At 38.9% G+C, this 17,414-nt stretch carries 16 protein-coding genes; 10 read left to right on the plus strand and 6 right to left on the minus strand.

What is annotated here, in order from left to right; translation table 11 throughout:
- Positions 1–8 precede the first annotated feature (8 nt).
- A complete protein-coding gene (locus AAFM34_RS06285; protein WP_341661034.1) occupies positions 9–1,016 on the plus strand; it encodes a TIGR03842 family LLM class F420-dependent oxidoreductase in 1,008 nt (335 codons plus the stop codon).
- A 75-nt stretch (positions 1,017–1,091) separates the two neighbouring features.
- Here AAFM34_RS06285 and bcp read toward each other — a convergent pair whose 3' ends face one another.
- Together bcp and AAFM34_RS06295 are read right to left on the minus strand one after the other, a co-directional pair.
- Positions 1,092–1,559 carry a thioredoxin-dependent thiol peroxidase gene (gene bcp, locus AAFM34_RS06290; RefSeq protein WP_341661035.1) on the minus strand — a complete coding sequence of 156 codons (468 nt, stop codon included), beginning with the start codon at positions 1,557–1,559 and terminating at the stop codon, positions 1,092–1,094.
- Positions 1,560–1,571: 12 nt separating this feature from the next.
- Positions 1,572–2,114 (minus strand): glycine cleavage system protein R, encoded by a 543-nt coding sequence (locus tag AAFM34_RS06295; protein ID WP_341661036.1) that lies wholly within the window; start codon positions 2,112–2,114, stop codon positions 1,572–1,574.
- A gap of 250 nt (positions 2,115–2,364) precedes the next feature.
- Between AAFM34_RS06295 and dapA the strand changes: the two genes are divergently transcribed.
- Both dapA and bamC read left to right on the plus strand, forming a co-directional pair.
- Positions 2,365–3,243: a 4-hydroxy-tetrahydrodipicolinate synthase gene (gene dapA, locus AAFM34_RS06300; RefSeq protein WP_341661037.1), complete on the plus strand. Its 879-nt coding sequence runs from the start codon at positions 2,365–2,367 to the stop codon at positions 3,241–3,243.
- A 53-nt stretch (positions 3,244–3,296) separates the two neighbouring features.
- Positions 3,297–4,322, plus strand: coding sequence for an outer membrane protein assembly factor BamC (gene bamC, locus AAFM34_RS06305; RefSeq protein WP_341661038.1), 1,026 nt, complete (start codon positions 3,297–3,299; stop codon positions 4,320–4,322).
- A gap of 70 nt (positions 4,323–4,392) precedes the next feature.
- Here the strand turns inward: bamC and AAFM34_RS06310 are convergent, their stop codons facing one another.
- Together AAFM34_RS06310 and rnt are read right to left on the minus strand one after the other, a co-directional pair.
- A complete protein-coding gene (locus AAFM34_RS06310; protein WP_341661039.1) occupies positions 4,393–5,718 on the minus strand; it encodes a Na+/H+ antiporter family protein in 1,326 nt (441 codons plus the stop codon).
- 26 nt (positions 5,719–5,744) lie between these two features.
- Positions 5,745–6,404, minus strand: a complete 660-nt coding sequence (rnt, locus tag AAFM34_RS06315) for a ribonuclease T (RefSeq protein WP_341661040.1) — start codon at positions 6,402–6,404, stop codon at positions 5,745–5,747.
- A gap of 194 nt (positions 6,405–6,598) precedes the next feature.
- On the opposite strand from rnt, the gene AAFM34_RS06320 reads away from it, so the two are divergent.
- Positions 6,599–7,483 (plus strand): OmpA family protein, encoded by an 885-nt coding sequence (locus tag AAFM34_RS06320; RefSeq protein WP_341661041.1) that lies wholly within the window; start codon positions 6,599–6,601, stop codon positions 7,481–7,483.
- 58 nt (positions 7,484–7,541) lie between these two features.
- Here AAFM34_RS06320 and gloA read toward each other — a convergent pair whose 3' ends face one another.
- Positions 7,542–7,958 carry a lactoylglutathione lyase gene (gene gloA / locus AAFM34_RS06325; RefSeq protein WP_114786836.1) on the minus strand — a complete coding sequence of 139 codons (417 nt, stop codon included), beginning with the start codon at positions 7,956–7,958 and terminating at the stop codon, positions 7,542–7,544.
- A 188-nt stretch (positions 7,959–8,146) separates the two neighbouring features.
- On the opposite strand from gloA, the gene AAFM34_RS06330 reads away from it, so the two are divergent.
- Genes AAFM34_RS06330 through AAFM34_RS06345 form a run of 4 tightly spaced genes read left to right on the plus strand, consistent with a single transcriptional unit; the run spans position 8,147 to position 14,940 of the window.
- The gene (locus AAFM34_RS06330) at positions 8,147–10,591 is read left to right on the plus strand and encodes a hypothetical protein (protein WP_341661042.1); all 2,445 of its coding nucleotides are present in this window, start codon (positions 8,147–8,149) and stop codon (positions 10,589–10,591) included.
- Positions 10,582–12,972: an integrase gene (locus tag AAFM34_RS06335; protein ID WP_341661044.1), complete on the plus strand. Its 2,391-nt coding sequence runs from the start codon at positions 10,582–10,584 to the stop codon at positions 12,970–12,972. Before AAFM34_RS06330 ends, AAFM34_RS06335 begins: the two co-directional genes overlap by 10 nt.
- A 10-nt stretch (positions 12,973–12,982) precedes the next feature.
- Positions 12,983–13,564 carry a hypothetical protein gene (locus AAFM34_RS06340; RefSeq protein ID WP_341661046.1) on the plus strand — a complete coding sequence of 194 codons (582 nt, stop codon included), beginning with the start codon at positions 12,983–12,985 and terminating at the stop codon, positions 13,562–13,564.
- Positions 13,561–14,940 carry a site-specific integrase gene (locus AAFM34_RS06345; RefSeq protein ID WP_341661048.1) on the plus strand — a complete coding sequence of 460 codons (1,380 nt, stop codon included), beginning with the start codon at positions 13,561–13,563 and terminating at the stop codon, positions 14,938–14,940. The genes AAFM34_RS06340 and AAFM34_RS06345 overlap by 4 nt, the downstream gene beginning before the upstream one ends.
- Positions 14,941–15,086: 146 nt before the next feature.
- Here AAFM34_RS06345 and AAFM34_RS06350 read toward each other — a convergent pair whose 3' ends face one another.
- Positions 15,087–15,407, minus strand: coding sequence for a helix-turn-helix transcriptional regulator (locus tag AAFM34_RS06350; protein WP_341661050.1), 321 nt, complete (start codon positions 15,405–15,407; stop codon positions 15,087–15,089).
- Between the two features lie 103 nt (positions 15,408–15,510).
- On the opposite strand from AAFM34_RS06350, the gene AAFM34_RS06355 reads away from it, so the two are divergent.
- Positions 15,511–16,056: a hypothetical protein gene (locus AAFM34_RS06355; RefSeq protein WP_341661052.1), complete on the plus strand. Its 546-nt coding sequence runs from the start codon at positions 15,511–15,513 to the stop codon at positions 16,054–16,056.
- 1 nt (position 16,057) lies between these two features.
- Positions 16,058–17,414: DEAD/DEAH box helicase family protein (locus tag AAFM34_RS06360; RefSeq protein ID WP_341661054.1), on the plus strand; the 1,357-nt coding region annotated here is incomplete at its 3' end.

Here is a 17,414-nt window from a genome sequence, read left to right on the forward strand (position 1 = left end):
AATAAGAGATGGAATTTGGAATTACCTTCAAAGGCTTTGTAAGCCCAAATCGTGCACGAAACTTAGTACGTCAAGCGGAAGAAGCGGGTTTTAGCTACTGCTGGTTCTATGACTCACACATACTATGGCGTGAGTCTTTTGTGGCTATGGCGATGTGTATGGAGCACACTAAAACCATGCGCTTTGGTCCATGCGTGACGAACCCTAATATCCGAGACTGGTCACTTGCAGCAAGTTTATACGGAAGCTTGGCATTGCAAAGTGAAGGGCGTTTTGATCTCGGTCTTGGACGGGGTGACTCATCGATGCGGGTTATGGGCAAAAAGCCCGCCCCTCTGGCTCGCTTGGCTGAATTTACTCATAAAGTTAAGGCCATGGTGAAAGGTGAAGCCCCCGTGAATTATGATGACTGCGCGTCAGAGGTGAAATTTCCATGGGCGGTTGGTTACGATCTTCCTGTCTGGATAGCTGCTTACGGACCCAAAGCTCTAGCGACCGCCGGCGAGCATGGCGATGGTTTGATTCTTCAGCTTGCTGAGCCAAGTTTGGTGAAATGGTTTACTGACCAAACATTAGAAGCGGGAAAAAATGCTGGCAAGGACATGAGTAATTTTAAAGTGCAGGCAGCGGCTCCGGCTTACTTTGGTGACAAGCAAGAGTGTTTAGATAAAACCCGCTGGTTCCCTGCCATGGTAGGTAACCATGTCGCTGATATTGTTGAAAAATATGGCAGTGACTCAGGCTTGGTTCCCAAGAGCCTGACTGACTATATCGAGAAGCGCAAAGGTTATGATTACTCCAAGCATGGTCAAAGTGATAACCCTTATCTAGAGTTTATTTCTGATGATATCATCGAAAGCTTCTCTGTTCTGGGCAGTCCAGATGACCATATCGCTAAAATCAAGCAGCTTGAAGAAGTCGGTGTCACTCAGTTTAATATCTACTTAGATAATGGTGACGAAGAGAACATCATTGCCCAATATGGCCAACATATTATTCCAGAATTTAGTCAGTGATTACTGGACCTTTAGGCCCTTATTTATGATACAAAACAGCCAGTGATAGTGACTGGCTGTTCTATTCGGTGGGTATTACTTGCTGTTTAGGTAATCCAACACCACCTCATGGTGATCTTTGGTTTTAAACTTGTTAAATACATGCTCAATCACACCTTCTTCGTTAATGAGAAAGCTGATGCGATGTAGTCCATCAAATGTTTTACCCATGAATTTCTTTTCACCCCACACACCGAACTGTTCAGCGACTGCGTGATCTTCATCAGAAAGCAAAGTGAAGTTGAGATTATCACGTTCAATGAACTTACCCAGACGTTTAACAGGATCGATACTCACACCCAATACGACGATATTGTGCTTGTCTAATTCTGCTTTTACATCGCGCAGGCCTTGTGCTTGAACTGTACATCCCGGCGTCATGGCTTTGGGGTAGAAGTAAAACAGTACTTTTTTGCCCGAGAAATCACTGAGTGAAACCGTATTATCATTTTGATCTTGAAGCGAAAAAGCTGGGGCCTTAGCGCCTGCTGTTAGCGTGTTCATTAGTTGTCCTTTTTATTGACTGTTTTTGATAAAATTGAGTGAGCCTTGTACTTTAAGATTGGTGCATAAATCGTCAAACTCTTCGTTAAGTTGCATCAGATTATAGTGGGCATCAACCTTAGCGGTAATAGCAATATGAAATTGGTTTTTTGCCGATACAGCTTTGTCTTTGTGAATCGTTTGAGCACTCAATGATGAAAGGCCAATGCTTTTATCTGCAAAAAATTGAGTAAATTTCTCAGTGATACCTGCTTGGTCTTCTGATTCTATGAATACCTCAACGTGATAGGAATCATCAGTTTGCTCATGCTCAGATGTACGTTTCATCATGGTAATTAGATCAAGTTCTTGAGCTAGCAACGGCAGCCTTGTTTCGACACGAGTAATCGTGGCGTTTGTGCCTGAAAGTAACATGATCAGGGTGAACTCATTGCCAAAAAGAGCAATTCGGCTATCAATAATGTTACAGCCAGATTTTGTCACCAGTTGCACAATGTGGTTACAGACTCCTGGTCGGTCTGCTCCTACCGCTGTTATCACCAAATGTTGAGTCATAGTATCACTATCGAATCATAGTTATGGGTGTTAACCAAACAGCTTAGCATAGTTAGTCTGGGGTCAATAGACCTAGGTAAAAAGTACGATTTATGACCTTGTCATGACACCTATTGCGGGCTTAATTTGGCAAAGTTCTAACATCTGGTAAATATTCATTCAAATAGGTGATTTAAGCGGCTTTAATCGCTTGTGTTTGTTAATCGCCTTACAGTAACATGCAATCAGTATCTATATTAGGGAGAAAGACATGTTTTCGGGAAGCATTGTAGCGCTAATTACCCCCTTTACCCATGATGGCGAAGTTGACTACGTTAGCCTGAAGAAATTGGTCGATTTTCACGTTCAAGCAGGTTCAACTGGCATAGTTGCTGTTGGCACAACGGGAGAATCGGCAACGTTAACCGTTGAAGAGCATGTCAAAGTTGTGACTAAGACAGTAGAATTCGCCGATGGTCGAATTCCTGTTATTGCCGGAACAGGCGCGAATGCAACGCATGAGTCAGTTACTTTCAGCAGACTACTCAACAATTCTGGTATTTCAGGTTGCTTGAGTGTCACACCATATTATAACAAGCCGACTCAAGAAGGTTTGTATCAGCACTATAAAGCCATAGCTGAAGAAAGTGATGTTCCACAAATTCTCTATAATGTACCTGGCCGAACTGCGGTTGACTTGCTGCCTGAAACGGTTGCCCGTCTATCAGAGATTGAAAATATTGTTGCACTTAAAGATGCAACGGGTGATTTAAGTCGAATTGAAATTCATCGTGAACTTTGTGGCGAAGATTTTATCTTACTTAGTGGCGATGATTCGACTGGCCTAGAGTTTGTTAGACAAGGTGGGCAGGGGGTTATCTCTGTAACTAATAATATTGCTGCAGCTGATATGGCAACCATGATGAAACTTGCCCTTACAGGCAACTTCGATGAAGCTGAAGCGATCAATCAGCGCCTAATGACACTGCATAAAAACTTGTTTGTTGAGTCGAGTCCGATCCCTGTCAAATGGGCAGCACATAAAATGGGCTTGATAGAGTACGGTGACTTGCGATTACCGTTAACTGAGTTATCGGAGTCTGCTCGTCCAATTGTGACACAAGCTATGGCAGACGCCCGTATCGACTAAATTTAATATAAATTGCCGAAGATGACTTCGGCATTTACTTATCAGGAGTTTCAATGAAATTGTCTCATCAGCTAGTCGTGAGTTCGCTAGCTGTTTTTGTTTTGAGCGCATGCTCTGGTGGACCAACTCAGCGCCGCCAAGCCAAAGATGACTTTGAGTATCTTGATGCTAAGCCACTAACAGAGTGGAAAAATGTTGCAGGGGCTGAAACCCGAGTTTACCCCAACTACCAGATCCCGTCCGGGAATTTTTCTGGAGGAGTCGGGAAAGATGTCGATATTCGTCCTCCTCAGCAAGTGCTTGAACTTATCCCAGGTGCTCGTGCTGAACGTCACAGCGGAGAGGTGACGTTATGGCTGCTGAAAAAAGATGAGCTAGATAATGTTTGGCAAACCGTACAAACCATGCTTGCAGAACGTAAGGTTTCTATTCGTGACAAAACTGATGATCGTATCGAAACTGACTGGGTGACCTGGGTTTCGGAAGACGAAGATGGAGAAATTGGTTCCCGTTACGAAATCACTAAAATGGAAGCAAATGGTCGTTATGGTTTTAAAATTTCCTTAATTGACTGGCGTGAAGCTGGGAAAACAAAGCCTGTATCTTTGACCAACAAAGAGCGCTACAACGTACTAATGACTAACTTAGTGACGGCTCGTTATGATCTAGAAGCTCGTCAAGAAGCTGCTCGTCGAGCAGAACAACTGGTTAAGAATATACCAATTACCATGGGTACGGATCGCAGTGGCTTCCCTGTGATTATTGCACGCTCCCCATACAATACACTCTGGTCTCGCTTACCTAAACTATTGCCAGAAATGGGGTTCACCATTGAAGATCGCAACCAGTCTCAAGGAACCGTTAAGGCAAAATATGCCGAGCCTAACGATGAATTCTGGACTAAAGTTGGCGTCAAGCCGATCAACTTGCCATCGGGTAAATATACTTTCCTATTTGGTGACTTAGGCAACCGTACTTCAATTAATGTGACCGACTCGTCTGGAAAACCAGTCGAAGAGAAGTTATTAAAAGATATGGTGCCTGTATTATCAGCAGTTGCAGATAAGCACACTGACTAGCGAGTTTGGATGCTTGAAAAGAAAAAAGCTGACTATTTATAGTCAGCTTTTTTTATTGTAGCTCATTAATTTACAGAACCATGGCGGCTACCCAGCCAAATAGGATCAAAGGAATGTTGTAGTGGATAAAGGTTGGAACCACAGTTTCCCATATGTGTTCATGTTGACCATCGGCGTTGAGACCTGAAGTCGGGCCTAAGGTTGAATCAGAGGCAGGTGAACCTGCATCTCCTAATGCGGCTGCAGTACCCACAAGGGCGATAGTTGCCATTGGTGAGAAGCCAAACGCGGCGGCTAGAGGAACATAAATGGTTGCAATGATAGGAATGGTTGAAAAAGATGAACCTATACCCATGGTGACAAGCAGGCCAACAACCAGCATCAGAAGCGCAGCTAGAGGCTTGTTATTACCAATGCTTGTTGAAAGCGCTTCGACTAGAGACTCAACACCACCTGTCTGTTTCATTACCGCAGCAAAACCTGCTGCTGCAATCATGATAAAGCCGATCATAGCCATCATGTGCACCCCTTTGGTGAACACATCATGGGTTTCTTTCCAAGCGATGACGCCACCAAAGGTAAAGACCATAAATCCTGCTAACGCACCGATGATCATGGACCCGGTAGTTAACTGAACTGATAGGGCTGCTAAAATACCAACTGCGGCAATCACAATATTTTTCTTATTGATTGACGCGGTATTTTCTTCCACATGAGTGAGTTCAGTTTCTTGGTATTGGCGAGGACGACGGTAGCTAAAGAAAATCGCAACCAACAGGCCAAAGATCATACCAGCCGCAGGCAGCAACATAGCGACAGGAACCTGACTTGCAGTAACGGATTCTAGGCCATTATCATGAAGATTTTTGAGCAAAATGTTGTTTAAAAAGATGCCACCAAATCCAACCGGAAGTACCATATAAGGAGTGACCAAACCAAATGTTAGGACACAGGCGATCATTCGACGGTCAAGGTTGAGCTTGGCAAATACCCCAAGTAATGGCGGGATAAGAATTGGAATAAATGCAATATGTACAGGAATGACATTTTGTGAGGACATAGTAACTAGTACTAATGCAACGATTACCGCGTATTTTAGCCCCGTAGATGCGGCGCCGTTCTCTTTGCCATGGATACGCTTGATGACACTATTGGCTAACAAATCGGTAATGCCAGATTTAGAAATCGCCACGGCAAAGGTACCCAGCATAGCGTAGCTCAGTGCTATAGTTGCACCTCCACCTAGCCCACTTTCAAAGGCTGCGACAGTGTCATTTAATCCCATGCCTGCGACTAGTCCACCTATGATGGCACTGAATGTCAGGGCGACCACGACATTCACGCGCATCAGTGCTAGCAGCAGCATGATACATACAGAAATTACTACAGGATTCATAGTTTACTCATTAGTTGTGTTTACTTTTATTTATTATTTTCAGCATCTAGGTCAACAATAGGCCAGCCGCCTAGCGCTTTCCATTTGTTAACGATGCCGCAAAATAGCTCTGCTGTTTTTTGTGTATCGTATAGTGCAGAGTGGGCTTCTCGGTTGTCAAAGTCCATCCCAGCGACTTTACATGCTCTCGCTAATACGGTCTGGCCATAGGCAAGTCCGCTAAGTGTTGCAGTATCGAAAGTGGCAAAGGGATGAAAAGGGACGCGTTTAAGCTTGCTACGTTCACTGGCCGCCATCACAAAATTATGGTCAAAAGTGGCGTTATGGGCGACTATGATAGCGCGGCTGCAGTCAGCTGCTTTTTGTTCTTTGCGTACAAGCTTATAAATTTCTTTGAGTGCTTCAGACTCTGTCACCGCTCCTCGTAGAGGGCTAAATGGGTCGTGAATACCATTAAAGTCGAGTGCCTCTTTTTCTATGTTTGCACCTTCAAATGGCTCAACGTGGAAATGCATGGTTGAGGCAGGTTTTAGATCACCATTAGCATCCATGGCTAGAGTGACAGCGCAGATCTCCAAAAGAGCATCTGTCTTGGCGTTAAATCCTGCTGTTTCGACGTCTATTACCACCGGGAAATATCCGCGAAAGCGTTTTTTAAGCGTTAAAGCTTCGTTTTCTGCACTCATGTTGGCCTAATATTATGTGACAAAGCCAGCATTATTGCAGATTCTTGGGATAAGAAAAACCTCATAATCACTTATGAGCAAGGTCGATTCTATTAAATATGGCTGTGTACATTCTGGCGAGGATTTTGCATTGCTTCTGCTGTAGTAGTGCCGACGGCAATAATAAGCCGCATTTGTAAGAGAGTCTCCAAACGATGAAGAAACGGTTAGCCACTCATTTAGCAGCTGTTGTTATTAGCTCCATTGCCACTCCTATTATGGCAATGGACGTGCATTATGGTGCTAAACCAGAGCAGTCAAAGTGGCAAATGATTACCAATACTCCTTTGGAGTGTCGTATGGTGCATCCAATACCCAATTATGGAGACGCGGTTTTTTCTTCTCATGCGAGTAAGAAAATTAACCTCGATTTCGAGCTTAAAATGAAACGTCCGATGGGCAAAACAAGGGATGTCTATTTGGTGTCTCAACCCCCAGCTTGGCGGCCGGGTGACAGAGGTGACCGTATTACTAACATCCAGTTTTTCCAACAGTTTGATGGGTATGTTGGTGGACAGACCGCTTGGACCTTGCTAACCGAATTAGAAAAAGGGCGTTATCCCACCTTTAGCTATCAAGAATGGCAGAGCCGAGATCAGCGTATTGAGGTCGCCTTGTCATCGGTGTTATTTCAAAACTCATATAATGTGTTTAGTGATTGTATTGCTAACTTGCTACCTTATAGCTTTGAAGACATCGCATTTACCATTTTGCACTATGACCGTTCAAGTGTAGAGCTAAGCAAAGCTTCACAAAAACGCTTAGCCCAGATAGCTGAATACATAAAACACAATCAGGATATAGATTTGGTCTTAGTCTCTACCTATACAGGTAACGAAGATCCTAAGAGTGTGAGCCAGAATTTATCTGAGCAGAGAGCAGAAGTGCTGCAAACGTATTTCCAGTCTTTAGGCTTACCTGAAGATAGGATCCAGGTGCAAGGATACGGCCGACGTCGCGCTGTAGCCGATAATAACTCACCGCTAGGTAAGGATAAAAACCGCAGAGTGGTGATATCTTTGGGTAGAACTCAGGCCTAGTAGTGACTCTACAGATGAGAAAAAGGCAGCGATCGCTGCCTTTTTCAATTGTGTTTGGTTATCCAGCCAAGCCAGCAGAGGCTTGTTTGTTTTGGATAAGTTCCAACATGTATCCATCAGGGTCTTTGACAAAGGCAATATGTGTTGAGCCACCTTTCACTGGTCCCGGTTCGCGAGTGACATTACCCCCCGCAGCTTTGATAGCATCGCATGTTGTATAGATATCATCAACACCAATAGCAATATGTCCAAAAGCTGTGCCTAGGTCATACTCAGTTTTTCCCCAATTATAAGTGAGTTCAATTACAGCACCCTCTGACTCGTCACCAAAACCTAGGAAGGCTAGCGTATATTCGTATTGCTTGTTTTCGTTGGTGCGTAGGAGTTTCATTCCCATCACTTTCGTATAAAACTCGATTGACTTATCTAAGTCACCAACGCGCAGCATGGTATGTAAAATACGTCCATTTGACATTGCTATTTTCTCCTAATTCTCAGGGTAAACCTTAGCGTTGTTTTCCAGATTTAACTTAGTTATCAATTTTTGATTAACTAACTGATTTACAACGCTATTTATTTGTTCTTGATGTGTTTTGTATTATTGACAATTATCAATGTTTATATAACCTATCTAAATGAAATGGTTTAATTAGGTTAGTTAATGTGAATACAAAACAGTTAAATTTTTACCCAAAACTTAAATTAGTTCTAGGTGTTGGGTATCGTAATGAGTTATTGGATATTATGCAAAAGATACCGCGCATAGTAAAAAAGGATATGTATGAAACCTATATGAATATTTATTCACTATATGTAAGTGTCGTGACTCAACCATCAAATACTGCATATAGTGCGCTCGATATCCGAAACAACGAAAACAAATTAAATGAGCACCTCTCTGCTTTGATTGGCTTTCTGTATAGTGAGCATGTAGGCTTTTCAAAAGGAGATAGCTACAATTATAGCATAGGCTTTATCAAGATCTTTTCGCACTTTTCATTATCATATAACATTACTCTAAATAATTTTAAATTATCAGATCGTAGAGAAACACCAGATGAATTAGTTTGTATTCGAATATTTCGTTCATTTAGTTTAAATCAGGAATTGCTTTCATATTATTCAGGATGGTATTACCAAGATAAATTGGGAAACCAGCGAAATCTTCATCTTGCATCTATTTTTGATTGTTATGGAGAAGTATTTACATCTTATATACATTCAGTAATCAATAACTTTACTCGAACATTAAAGAGAGATACTGCAAGAAATGCTGTTAACAACCTTATTATGCTATTTAATGAATTTACAAAACATTGTACGACTTTGGAAAATTTAGAGCATTCTTTAAAATCTGAAAACTCTACAGTATTTATGGAAGGTATTTTTAATTCTCTCTTATTCCAGACAATGATAAGCGGTAATGATGTTAAGACATTCCATTTACAATGGACAGCAATTGTTAGTCATTTTACGCAGTGTTTCATTGATACAAATGTATTTGAGGAGCCGATTAAACCATTCCTTATTCCTTCCTTTAAAGAGCCATCCGACAATGAAAATTGTATATCTATCGGCGGAAAATTAAGTAAAAAAGAAGAGGATCGTTGGTTGGTTAATATGCCTCTTGAAATAAAAGATGAAGAAGTATTACAGTTAATACATGATCAGCTTAATAGAGATCTTAAGCATATTAGACTTGTTAGCCATAAATTATTTAAACAGATATCAGAGCGCCACATGAGAAATGTGGATTATATTAAGAGTGGTCAAGTTAAACCTCTTCCTCGTGATGGTATAAGATTACAAGGTTATCCGATTGTTATTAATAACTTAGATAACGTAGTTGCCACATTTTATCACTATGGTTTTGGTGTTGGAGGCGTTTCAGGTAGAACTGGATTTTTAGGTTTTTCCGGTGAAGGAGATCAGTTATTAAAAGAGCTTAATTTACCAACAATATCTACATTAAATGTATTAGTATCTCTTTTGGTATTAGAACACCCTAAAATAACGCCAGCTTGGCTCCAAGAGTGGGAGCTCTATGATAAAAATAGTAATAAAGTTGGTTTTAAACAAGTAGGAAAACTATGGGTAGCAGTTAGTTTTAAAAACCGAAAAGGAGCTTCCATAGCCCAACAAGAAATTATTTTAAACGATTATTCTAAATCAATTATTAATTTATTAATTGAACATACTAGTTATGTAAGAGACACATTAAAAAAACAAGGAAGAAGTGATTGGAGATATATGATGCTAAAAGCATCATTAAATAAACCTGAACGACCAAATAACCTTGGGCATGCATTAGCACATCAAGGTGCCTATCATAAATCACTAATTATTAATACATATTGTAATAATCCAAAAAACATTCCGTTCAAAATTAATATTAAGCCATTTTTATCTATATATAAAATTCATACGAAGGTGTTAAATAGAGTCTTAACTAAGTCTGAGGCAAAAGAGTTAGCTGCTATTGTAACTCCTCGCAGCATTCGCAAAGCTAGGGCTTTACAAATTTATCTTGAAACTCATTCATTAAAGGCAGTTGCAGAAGCTCTGGGGCACAAGGACGTGAATTTCGATATGTTAGAAAGTTATTTACCAAAACCTCTTATGGACTATTTTAATCAACGTTGGATTCGTCAGTTTCAAAACGCAATTATATTCGAAGCTTTGAAAGAATCACCATTTCTCTTTGATGCTTTAGATTTTGATGAGAATAGTTTGGAAGAGTTTCTGTGTAACCACGGTCTAAAAGAGTTACCGGCGAACCTTGAACAAGCAAAAACATGCTCTGTCATCGAAGATAATCAATCTATTATAGAAAATATTGATGAATTAGTTTTTACGTTAACGACCCCACTTTTTCAAGTTTTGATAGCAATACAGAGTATGATGGATTCTGCATCACAACATGATGTATTTAAGCCAATTGTAGAGAGGTGGCACCAAGCTGCAATATTTATTCTTAGTCATTTTTCTCTTGATGGTAAGGCAACTAATTATCGAAGGGCAGATAAAGACTTGATTCCTCTATATAAAGCAGCAATTGATAATCCCCTTGATATGAATTGTTTTAAGGAAAACTTAGTATGTCATTAACTTTAATTGATAATGTATTAAATGGTTCTATAAAGTTATCGGAGATGACAAAAGAAGAACTCACTAATCTGCATAGAGTTTCGGTAGCTAATGGTGATTTTCGGGCATTAAAAATTGCAACAAATAACGTCACAGGCATTTATAATTATAATGAACGCCAACCGTACTGGTTGTTAAATAATTTTTTTGATCCTGTCTGGTATATAGAAATTAAAAATGGGGATAAAAGACCATTTTGCAAGACGATAGAATGGGATTCAGTTATTTTAAATGATGGCCTGAAACTTACTGATACAAAACACATTCCGTTGTTAAATGGTTTTAAATATTGGGTGACAGCTACTGATAATCCATTGGAAAATAGTGGTAAATTAAGAAAAGGTCATACAGTTTATCAGTCCATTTTGAAAGTGATATCACTTATCAATGCACTTTTGATTTATGGCGAAAATATTAATATTTCTACTCGTCATTTATCAGGGTTATCAGATGATTTTCTGATGGCGGTGATGGTTAAATTGGCAGAAGAAGGCGATACAACAAATGGAATTTATGATTATACCAATCAGGTAAAAAAATATTTGAAACAACATATCCTTTTAATTGATGGAATTGAATCGGCTCAATTTGCAGATGAACATCCATATATTACTAGATTGTTACTGAATGAAGAGCAATTATTGGGGTTTTCAACAACAGAAAGGGTTAAGGCATGTTATTGGTTAAATACAGTCGGATATTATACAAGTCAACTGAAAAGTGGCAAGCTTTCACAAAAACCTCAAGGCAACAGTAATATTCTTTTCTGGCAGTTTTACAAAGGAAAAGTTATTCCTTTTGATTTTTCTGCCGAATGTATCGAAGAACTAAAACTATCCGACAAAGTAGAACAAACAGAATTTAGGCCTATTCCTAACCGTGATGTTTCAGAAGGAATGGGTAAAGAAGCGATTAAACAATACTTACATAGCTTAAAATTACTTAATGTAGTGCATGGTAAAAAGGGGGTTAGCCAATTCTCCCCTCGTACTATGAAAAGACTCACTACAAAGCGAATTAGTGAGCATGTTAAACTTAAAAAAGTGGGACGTTATAAAACATTACCACCTCGATTAGTATTTGATCTAATTAGAGATTGTTACGACTTCACCAAATTGAATCTGGATGTGATTTTGAGTTCTGTGCTGTCTGTACTAAAAGAAGCAGCAACGAAGAGTACAGGTAAAAATTCTAACCCCAATTATATCTATGAGGGCTGTAAAGGGCATAATCCTGAGGAACCCCGAACAGAACGTGCGGCATGGGTTAAAAAAGAAGCTTTAAATTTTATAGATAGCACACTATTGGATATGGGAGTTCAGTGTATATCGGTATCGGCTAGGGATGTAAATCGCTTTAAAAAAAGGCGTAACAATGAAGGGATGTTTGATCTTTTTGGTGTTCTAATTGGCTCTATTCAGACTTTAACTGGTGTTATTATGGCAAAGCGACAAGATGAACTATCTAGTCTCACAAGTCATGGTAATTTATCACCCAATATCGATCCTGGCAGTAAAGAAGGAAAAAAGACTGATTACCATCTTATAGCTAAATTAAAAAAATCGGGAAACGGTGGGAAACATGGTCAAAATACTACGATCAAACGTCCAATACCTCGATCTTTTGCTTTAATTATCTGGAAATTGGAGCAATTCAATATAGCTGCAGCTAACTCCGGAATTTGTAAGAATACACTCTCGTTATTCCCCAATCTGAATAAGAAAACTTATCAATTAGAGAAGATAGATCAAAATCTATATAATAATTATCTTGACTTGGTGTGTGATTATTTTGAAACACCTCTAGTGGAATGTGAAGATGATGAATTACGTCGTTATTATATTCGTCAGCATCAACTTCGCCGTTTTTTTGCAATGGTTTTTTTCTGGTCAAAAGGGTTTGATCACGCAGGTATGGAGACACTTCGCTGGATGTTGGGGCATACTGATATACAGCATTTATATCATTATATTACCGAAAGTGAAACCGGTAGGGTATTAAATGGTATAAAGGCAAGTTATATCGTTGATGAACTAGGGAAACAGCAGCTTCACGATATACAGGGATTATCAGAAGTACTGGAAAAACGTTATGGTGTTTTAAAAGAAAATATATCTATTTCAACATTTACAGCCGCGATTGAAGATTATGAAAATACAGATGACTATCAAACCATTCCTCATATCGATGAGTTAAAGAAAAGAGAAAAATTGGAGTCTCAAATCCTTGAGTTATTAGAAGATGAAGTAATAACCCTTGAACCTGATTTTTTTACCATTGAAAAAGATGGAAATAAAATAAATGACTTCACATTAATACTTCAAGTAAAAGAATTAGATTAGAGGCAAAAAGATGAAGGCATTAGAAACTAATCAGAAAAAAGTTATCGAAACAAAAAAATTACTAAAGAACATTATTGAATCCCCTTCAGGTTTTATAAATAATGAAATAATTAAATCCGCTTTAAAATCACAAGGAAACTTAGCAAAATACACTGACGAAGACCGAGATATTACAGCCTGTTCTCTAAATACCTTAAAAAATGCTAGTGAATCTCTGCTTGAGCGAGGGTTTTCTGAGCTAGATTATTTAAGGAAAAGTGCTTTAGATTCGCCTGAAAACAGTATGATAGATGTCGATAGTAAAGTGAATAAATCAACTAAAGTAGGGTTAAGGAATATGGTTGATGAGTTAGAAACTAGTCTTTTGAAGATGCGGCAAAGTAATTTCCTACTAACTATAATGATTAGTGAACTCCGTGGAGATTTAAAGCGAATGGCCGAATCAGACGATTCGATAGATGATAAGCGATCTAGCTATAAAGAGATTAATAGGAAAGTCGAAGAAAAATTTAATTATATATTAAAAATACGAGATTTTGAAAACTTTGGTATTTGTACTGAGTGTATTGAATTGCTTAAAGGAGACCGATGATGGGGGCGGTTAATTATTTAGGTGATTTTGAACGTTGGGATTTTTATTCTCCATTGGACCATAAGTTATATATGGTTGAAGCGAGTGATACTCCTTTTATTACCTATGCTAGCGGGGTGCCATGCTATGAAGCTAATATGTATATGCATAGACTTTTAACTCATAATCGAACAGCTGGGACATTAAGGACTTATGCTAATCAAATAATTCATATAGTGAAATTTTGTCATGAAAACCAGATAAGGTTTAGTAATCTTACCGATTCCTCGTTTAGGCTTTTTATACAATACTTACAAGCTGAAAAAGATGAGTTTGGAGAGAGAGCTAGAACAAACAATCATGTAATTAATATAGCTAGAAGATGCCTAGACTTTTTAGTATTTGTCCAGGAACTCCATGAAATCGAAAATTTTATCGGACAAGGCAAAGAAAATTCTATTATTGTAAAGATAACAAAATCTAAAAAAGTCATTGAAGGATCTAATTATAAAAGAGAAGAAGAGATATTTAGCCATGCTTCTTTTCCTAGTAAGGATGCAGTTAAGAAAAAATTATCTGTTAGTGAAGATGATGCCTTAAAAGTTTGGAACTATATTCAAGACCAAGAAAATAGAAATAAGCGAATGCGTGATATAGCGTTATACCAATGTATGGAGCAGCTTGGTGCTCGTGTTGAGGAACTTCATTTGATTACGGTTGATGATGTAAAAAATGCGATAGGATCTAGTGTTGAGCCACATTTGACTTTAACTAATTTAAAAAGGAAAGATGATAATACCACTCGTAGTATTCCTGTTACTTCAGCATTATTAACTGATATTAAAAGTTATATTAATAAAGTTAGAAAAAAGGTGATTAAATCTACAATAGGTAAAGAAAATGATCATGGTTATCTATTCATATCATTGACAACAGGAAAGATATTAAAAAGTGCTACTTTAACGAGATATATGAATAAATGGAAGAGAGATTTAGGAATCGAAGGGGAACTTCATGCTCACTTATACCGGCATGCCTTTATTACTAACAAGCTTAAAGAAATTATTTTACAGCATAAGGAAATTACATCAGTTGATAAGTTTAGAGAGCATTTATTACATACAGAAAAATTTAAAATGCAGCTGAAAGAATGGACTGGACATACCCGGATCTATTCTCTTGATATTTATATAAATCTTGTTTTTTCGGAGCTGAATGGCTATAGCGAAATTTATAATGCAGTTAAGTTAAAGGATTCAGTAACTATTGTTCAACGTCAAGTGCAAAGCCTTAAACAACAATTGAAGGATAAAAGCATTACCATGACGGAAGGGTTATTACAGATTGATATGATATTATCTGCATTTGAATATGATATTGAAAATTCATTATGTTAGTGGCAGGTAACTAATATGGAATTAATGCTTATCGTATTAAATAGGCTAATTTTTAATACAATTAGTTTGGTGATATTATTCAGAATAGTCAATTAAAATCAATAAGATAATATTTGATAGTTTAATGATTAGAAAATTTCTAGAATCTATTTAACCTCATTTTTAAGACTATAAATAAAATTAAGCACCTGATTTCGCTGATCTTCGGATAATTTTGAAATAGCAGTTGCTATCTCGGCAGTTGAGTCATCCTCACAAAAGAAATAGCTCAAAGGAACCCCTAACTCTTTAGCCATCAGCTTAAGCGTACGAACATCAGGAGTATGTACCCCTCTCTCATACTGGTTCATCCGTGGACTTGCTACGCCTTCATCAAGGCCGATACGAACCCCCAATGTTTTCTGAGAGACCTTCACTTTTTTTCGGGCTTCTTTGAGTCGCTTGGGAATTGGGTTGTCTGTTGACACTGATGTTTCATGCTTGTTTGACTCTTTCTTACTAAGATTTTCTTAGTTTTACTTATTTATGTATACTAAGCAATACTTAGTTTTTGTGTTGTTCGAGTAGTAAATGAAACGTTCTCAAAAAATAAATGAATATATTTATAAGTTGTTGATAGAAAAGAACATGGATGGGTTTTCAGTTGTAGAAGCCAGAGATGTTGCACGTGTGTTCCCCGAAAGCCCCAAAGATATCAATGAACTCCGTAAGATTGTTTATCGGCAATTATTAAAGTGCATAGAAAGCGGGTGGTTACGCTGTGAAGGTTCTCACAGAGAAAAACGTTACTTCAAAACGGATGAATTCAACTCGCTCTCTTTTGAGCCTCGTAAACCCAAATCACGCGGAAGAAAGAGCCTCCCAAAAGCTTCCGTTACCAACCAAGATAGTAACGATTACTCTGAGCTAACGGTTGAGCGCAACAGATTAAAAGGAGAGTTGGAAGTCACTTTGAGTGAAATAGATAAGTACAAAAGGTTAAAAGAACAATATCCCGAGCAACTTCAGCTTCTTGAACGTCTGCATTGTGCCGCTAACGAAAAGGCTGCTTTGTTTATGGGCAACATTAATGCCATTACAAATATGCTAAATTCGTTGTCACATGAGAGAGCATAATATGCTAAGAAAATGGCAAGCTGAATGCGTCGCTCAAGCTCTGAAAAAGTACGAATCCGGTTCTAACCATTTCTTCTGTCAGGCAACGCCTGGAGCCGGTAAAAGCATCATGTCTGCCACACTGGCTAAGACATTACTCGAAAAAAATATGATTGACCTCATTCTTTGCTTTTCACCCTCTATCTCTGTCGCTGATGGCTTGCGGGCTACGTTTTCAATAACCACTAAATGTCCATTTAACGGTAGTCTTGGTTCAATTGGTCAGTCACTGACTTATCAGTCCATTCAGTATTTAGGCGACGACTTTTGGCGAACTATTGAAAAATATCGATTACTTGTCGTCTTCGATGAGATACATCATTGCTCCGGTGATGAGCTAGAGAGAGCCAATATTTGGGGACAACAAATACTGGCGCGTATACAGGGGGTTGCCACCTATACGCTAGCTCTGTCAGGTACTCCTTGGCGCTCCGATAAATTTCCGATTGTTTTGGCCGAATATAGTGATCCAGAAGGTAAGTTGTTTTGTGATTACCAGTACGGTCTAGCACAAGCGATTGCAGATAGTGTGTGCCGTAAGCCGAAAATAGTTCTGGTTGATAATGAGCATTTAACGATTTCAGAAGGCTTTGAGAAGAAATCATTTGCTTCTATTTTAGAGCTGCTTAAGCAATCAAAAACATCATATCAGGACGTGATACATAATACTCAAGCGATGGAATATATTCTCAGGTTGGGGTGCCAAAAACTGAATGAAATCCGGAAAGAGTCATCAAGTGCGGGAGGTCTCGTTGTTGCCTCATCCGTGAAACATGCAAAACAAGTTCAAAAAATATTGATTGAAAAATTTGGTCAGTCGACAGCATTAGTCACCTACCATCATGACGATCCTCAATCTGAAATCAAGGCCTATCAAAAAGGAACAACCCAATGGATCGTCAGTGTCGGCATGATAAGCGAAGGTACCGATATTCCCCGTTTACAAGTGTGTTGCCATATCAGCGCGGTAAAAACAGAACTTTACTTTAGGCAAGTACTAGGGCGGATATTGCGCGTCAACGATAGTCCCAATCAGCAAGCTTGGCTTTATACGTTCGCTGAGGAGAATTTAATTGAATACGCGGAACGTATAGAACATGACATTCCCGAAACCTGCCTCTTTGCAAAAATTGGTAAAGGGGACAGTGCACCAGCTCTGATCGTAACCCATCAAACCAGTGACGTCGAATCTGCACCGATTAAAGCTATCGAAGGTTACAGCCAGTTAGACTGGGGAATCCAATCCAAACATTCCTTATCTGGTCGGGGTTCTGAGGATGTTTTCGATGAAATCTGGTTAGGACGATTTCGTGAGCGTG

The organism is Vibrio sp., assembly GCF_038138445.1.
In the GTDB taxonomy this organism is placed as follows: domain Bacteria; phylum Pseudomonadota; class Gammaproteobacteria; order Enterobacterales; family Vibrionaceae; genus Vibrio.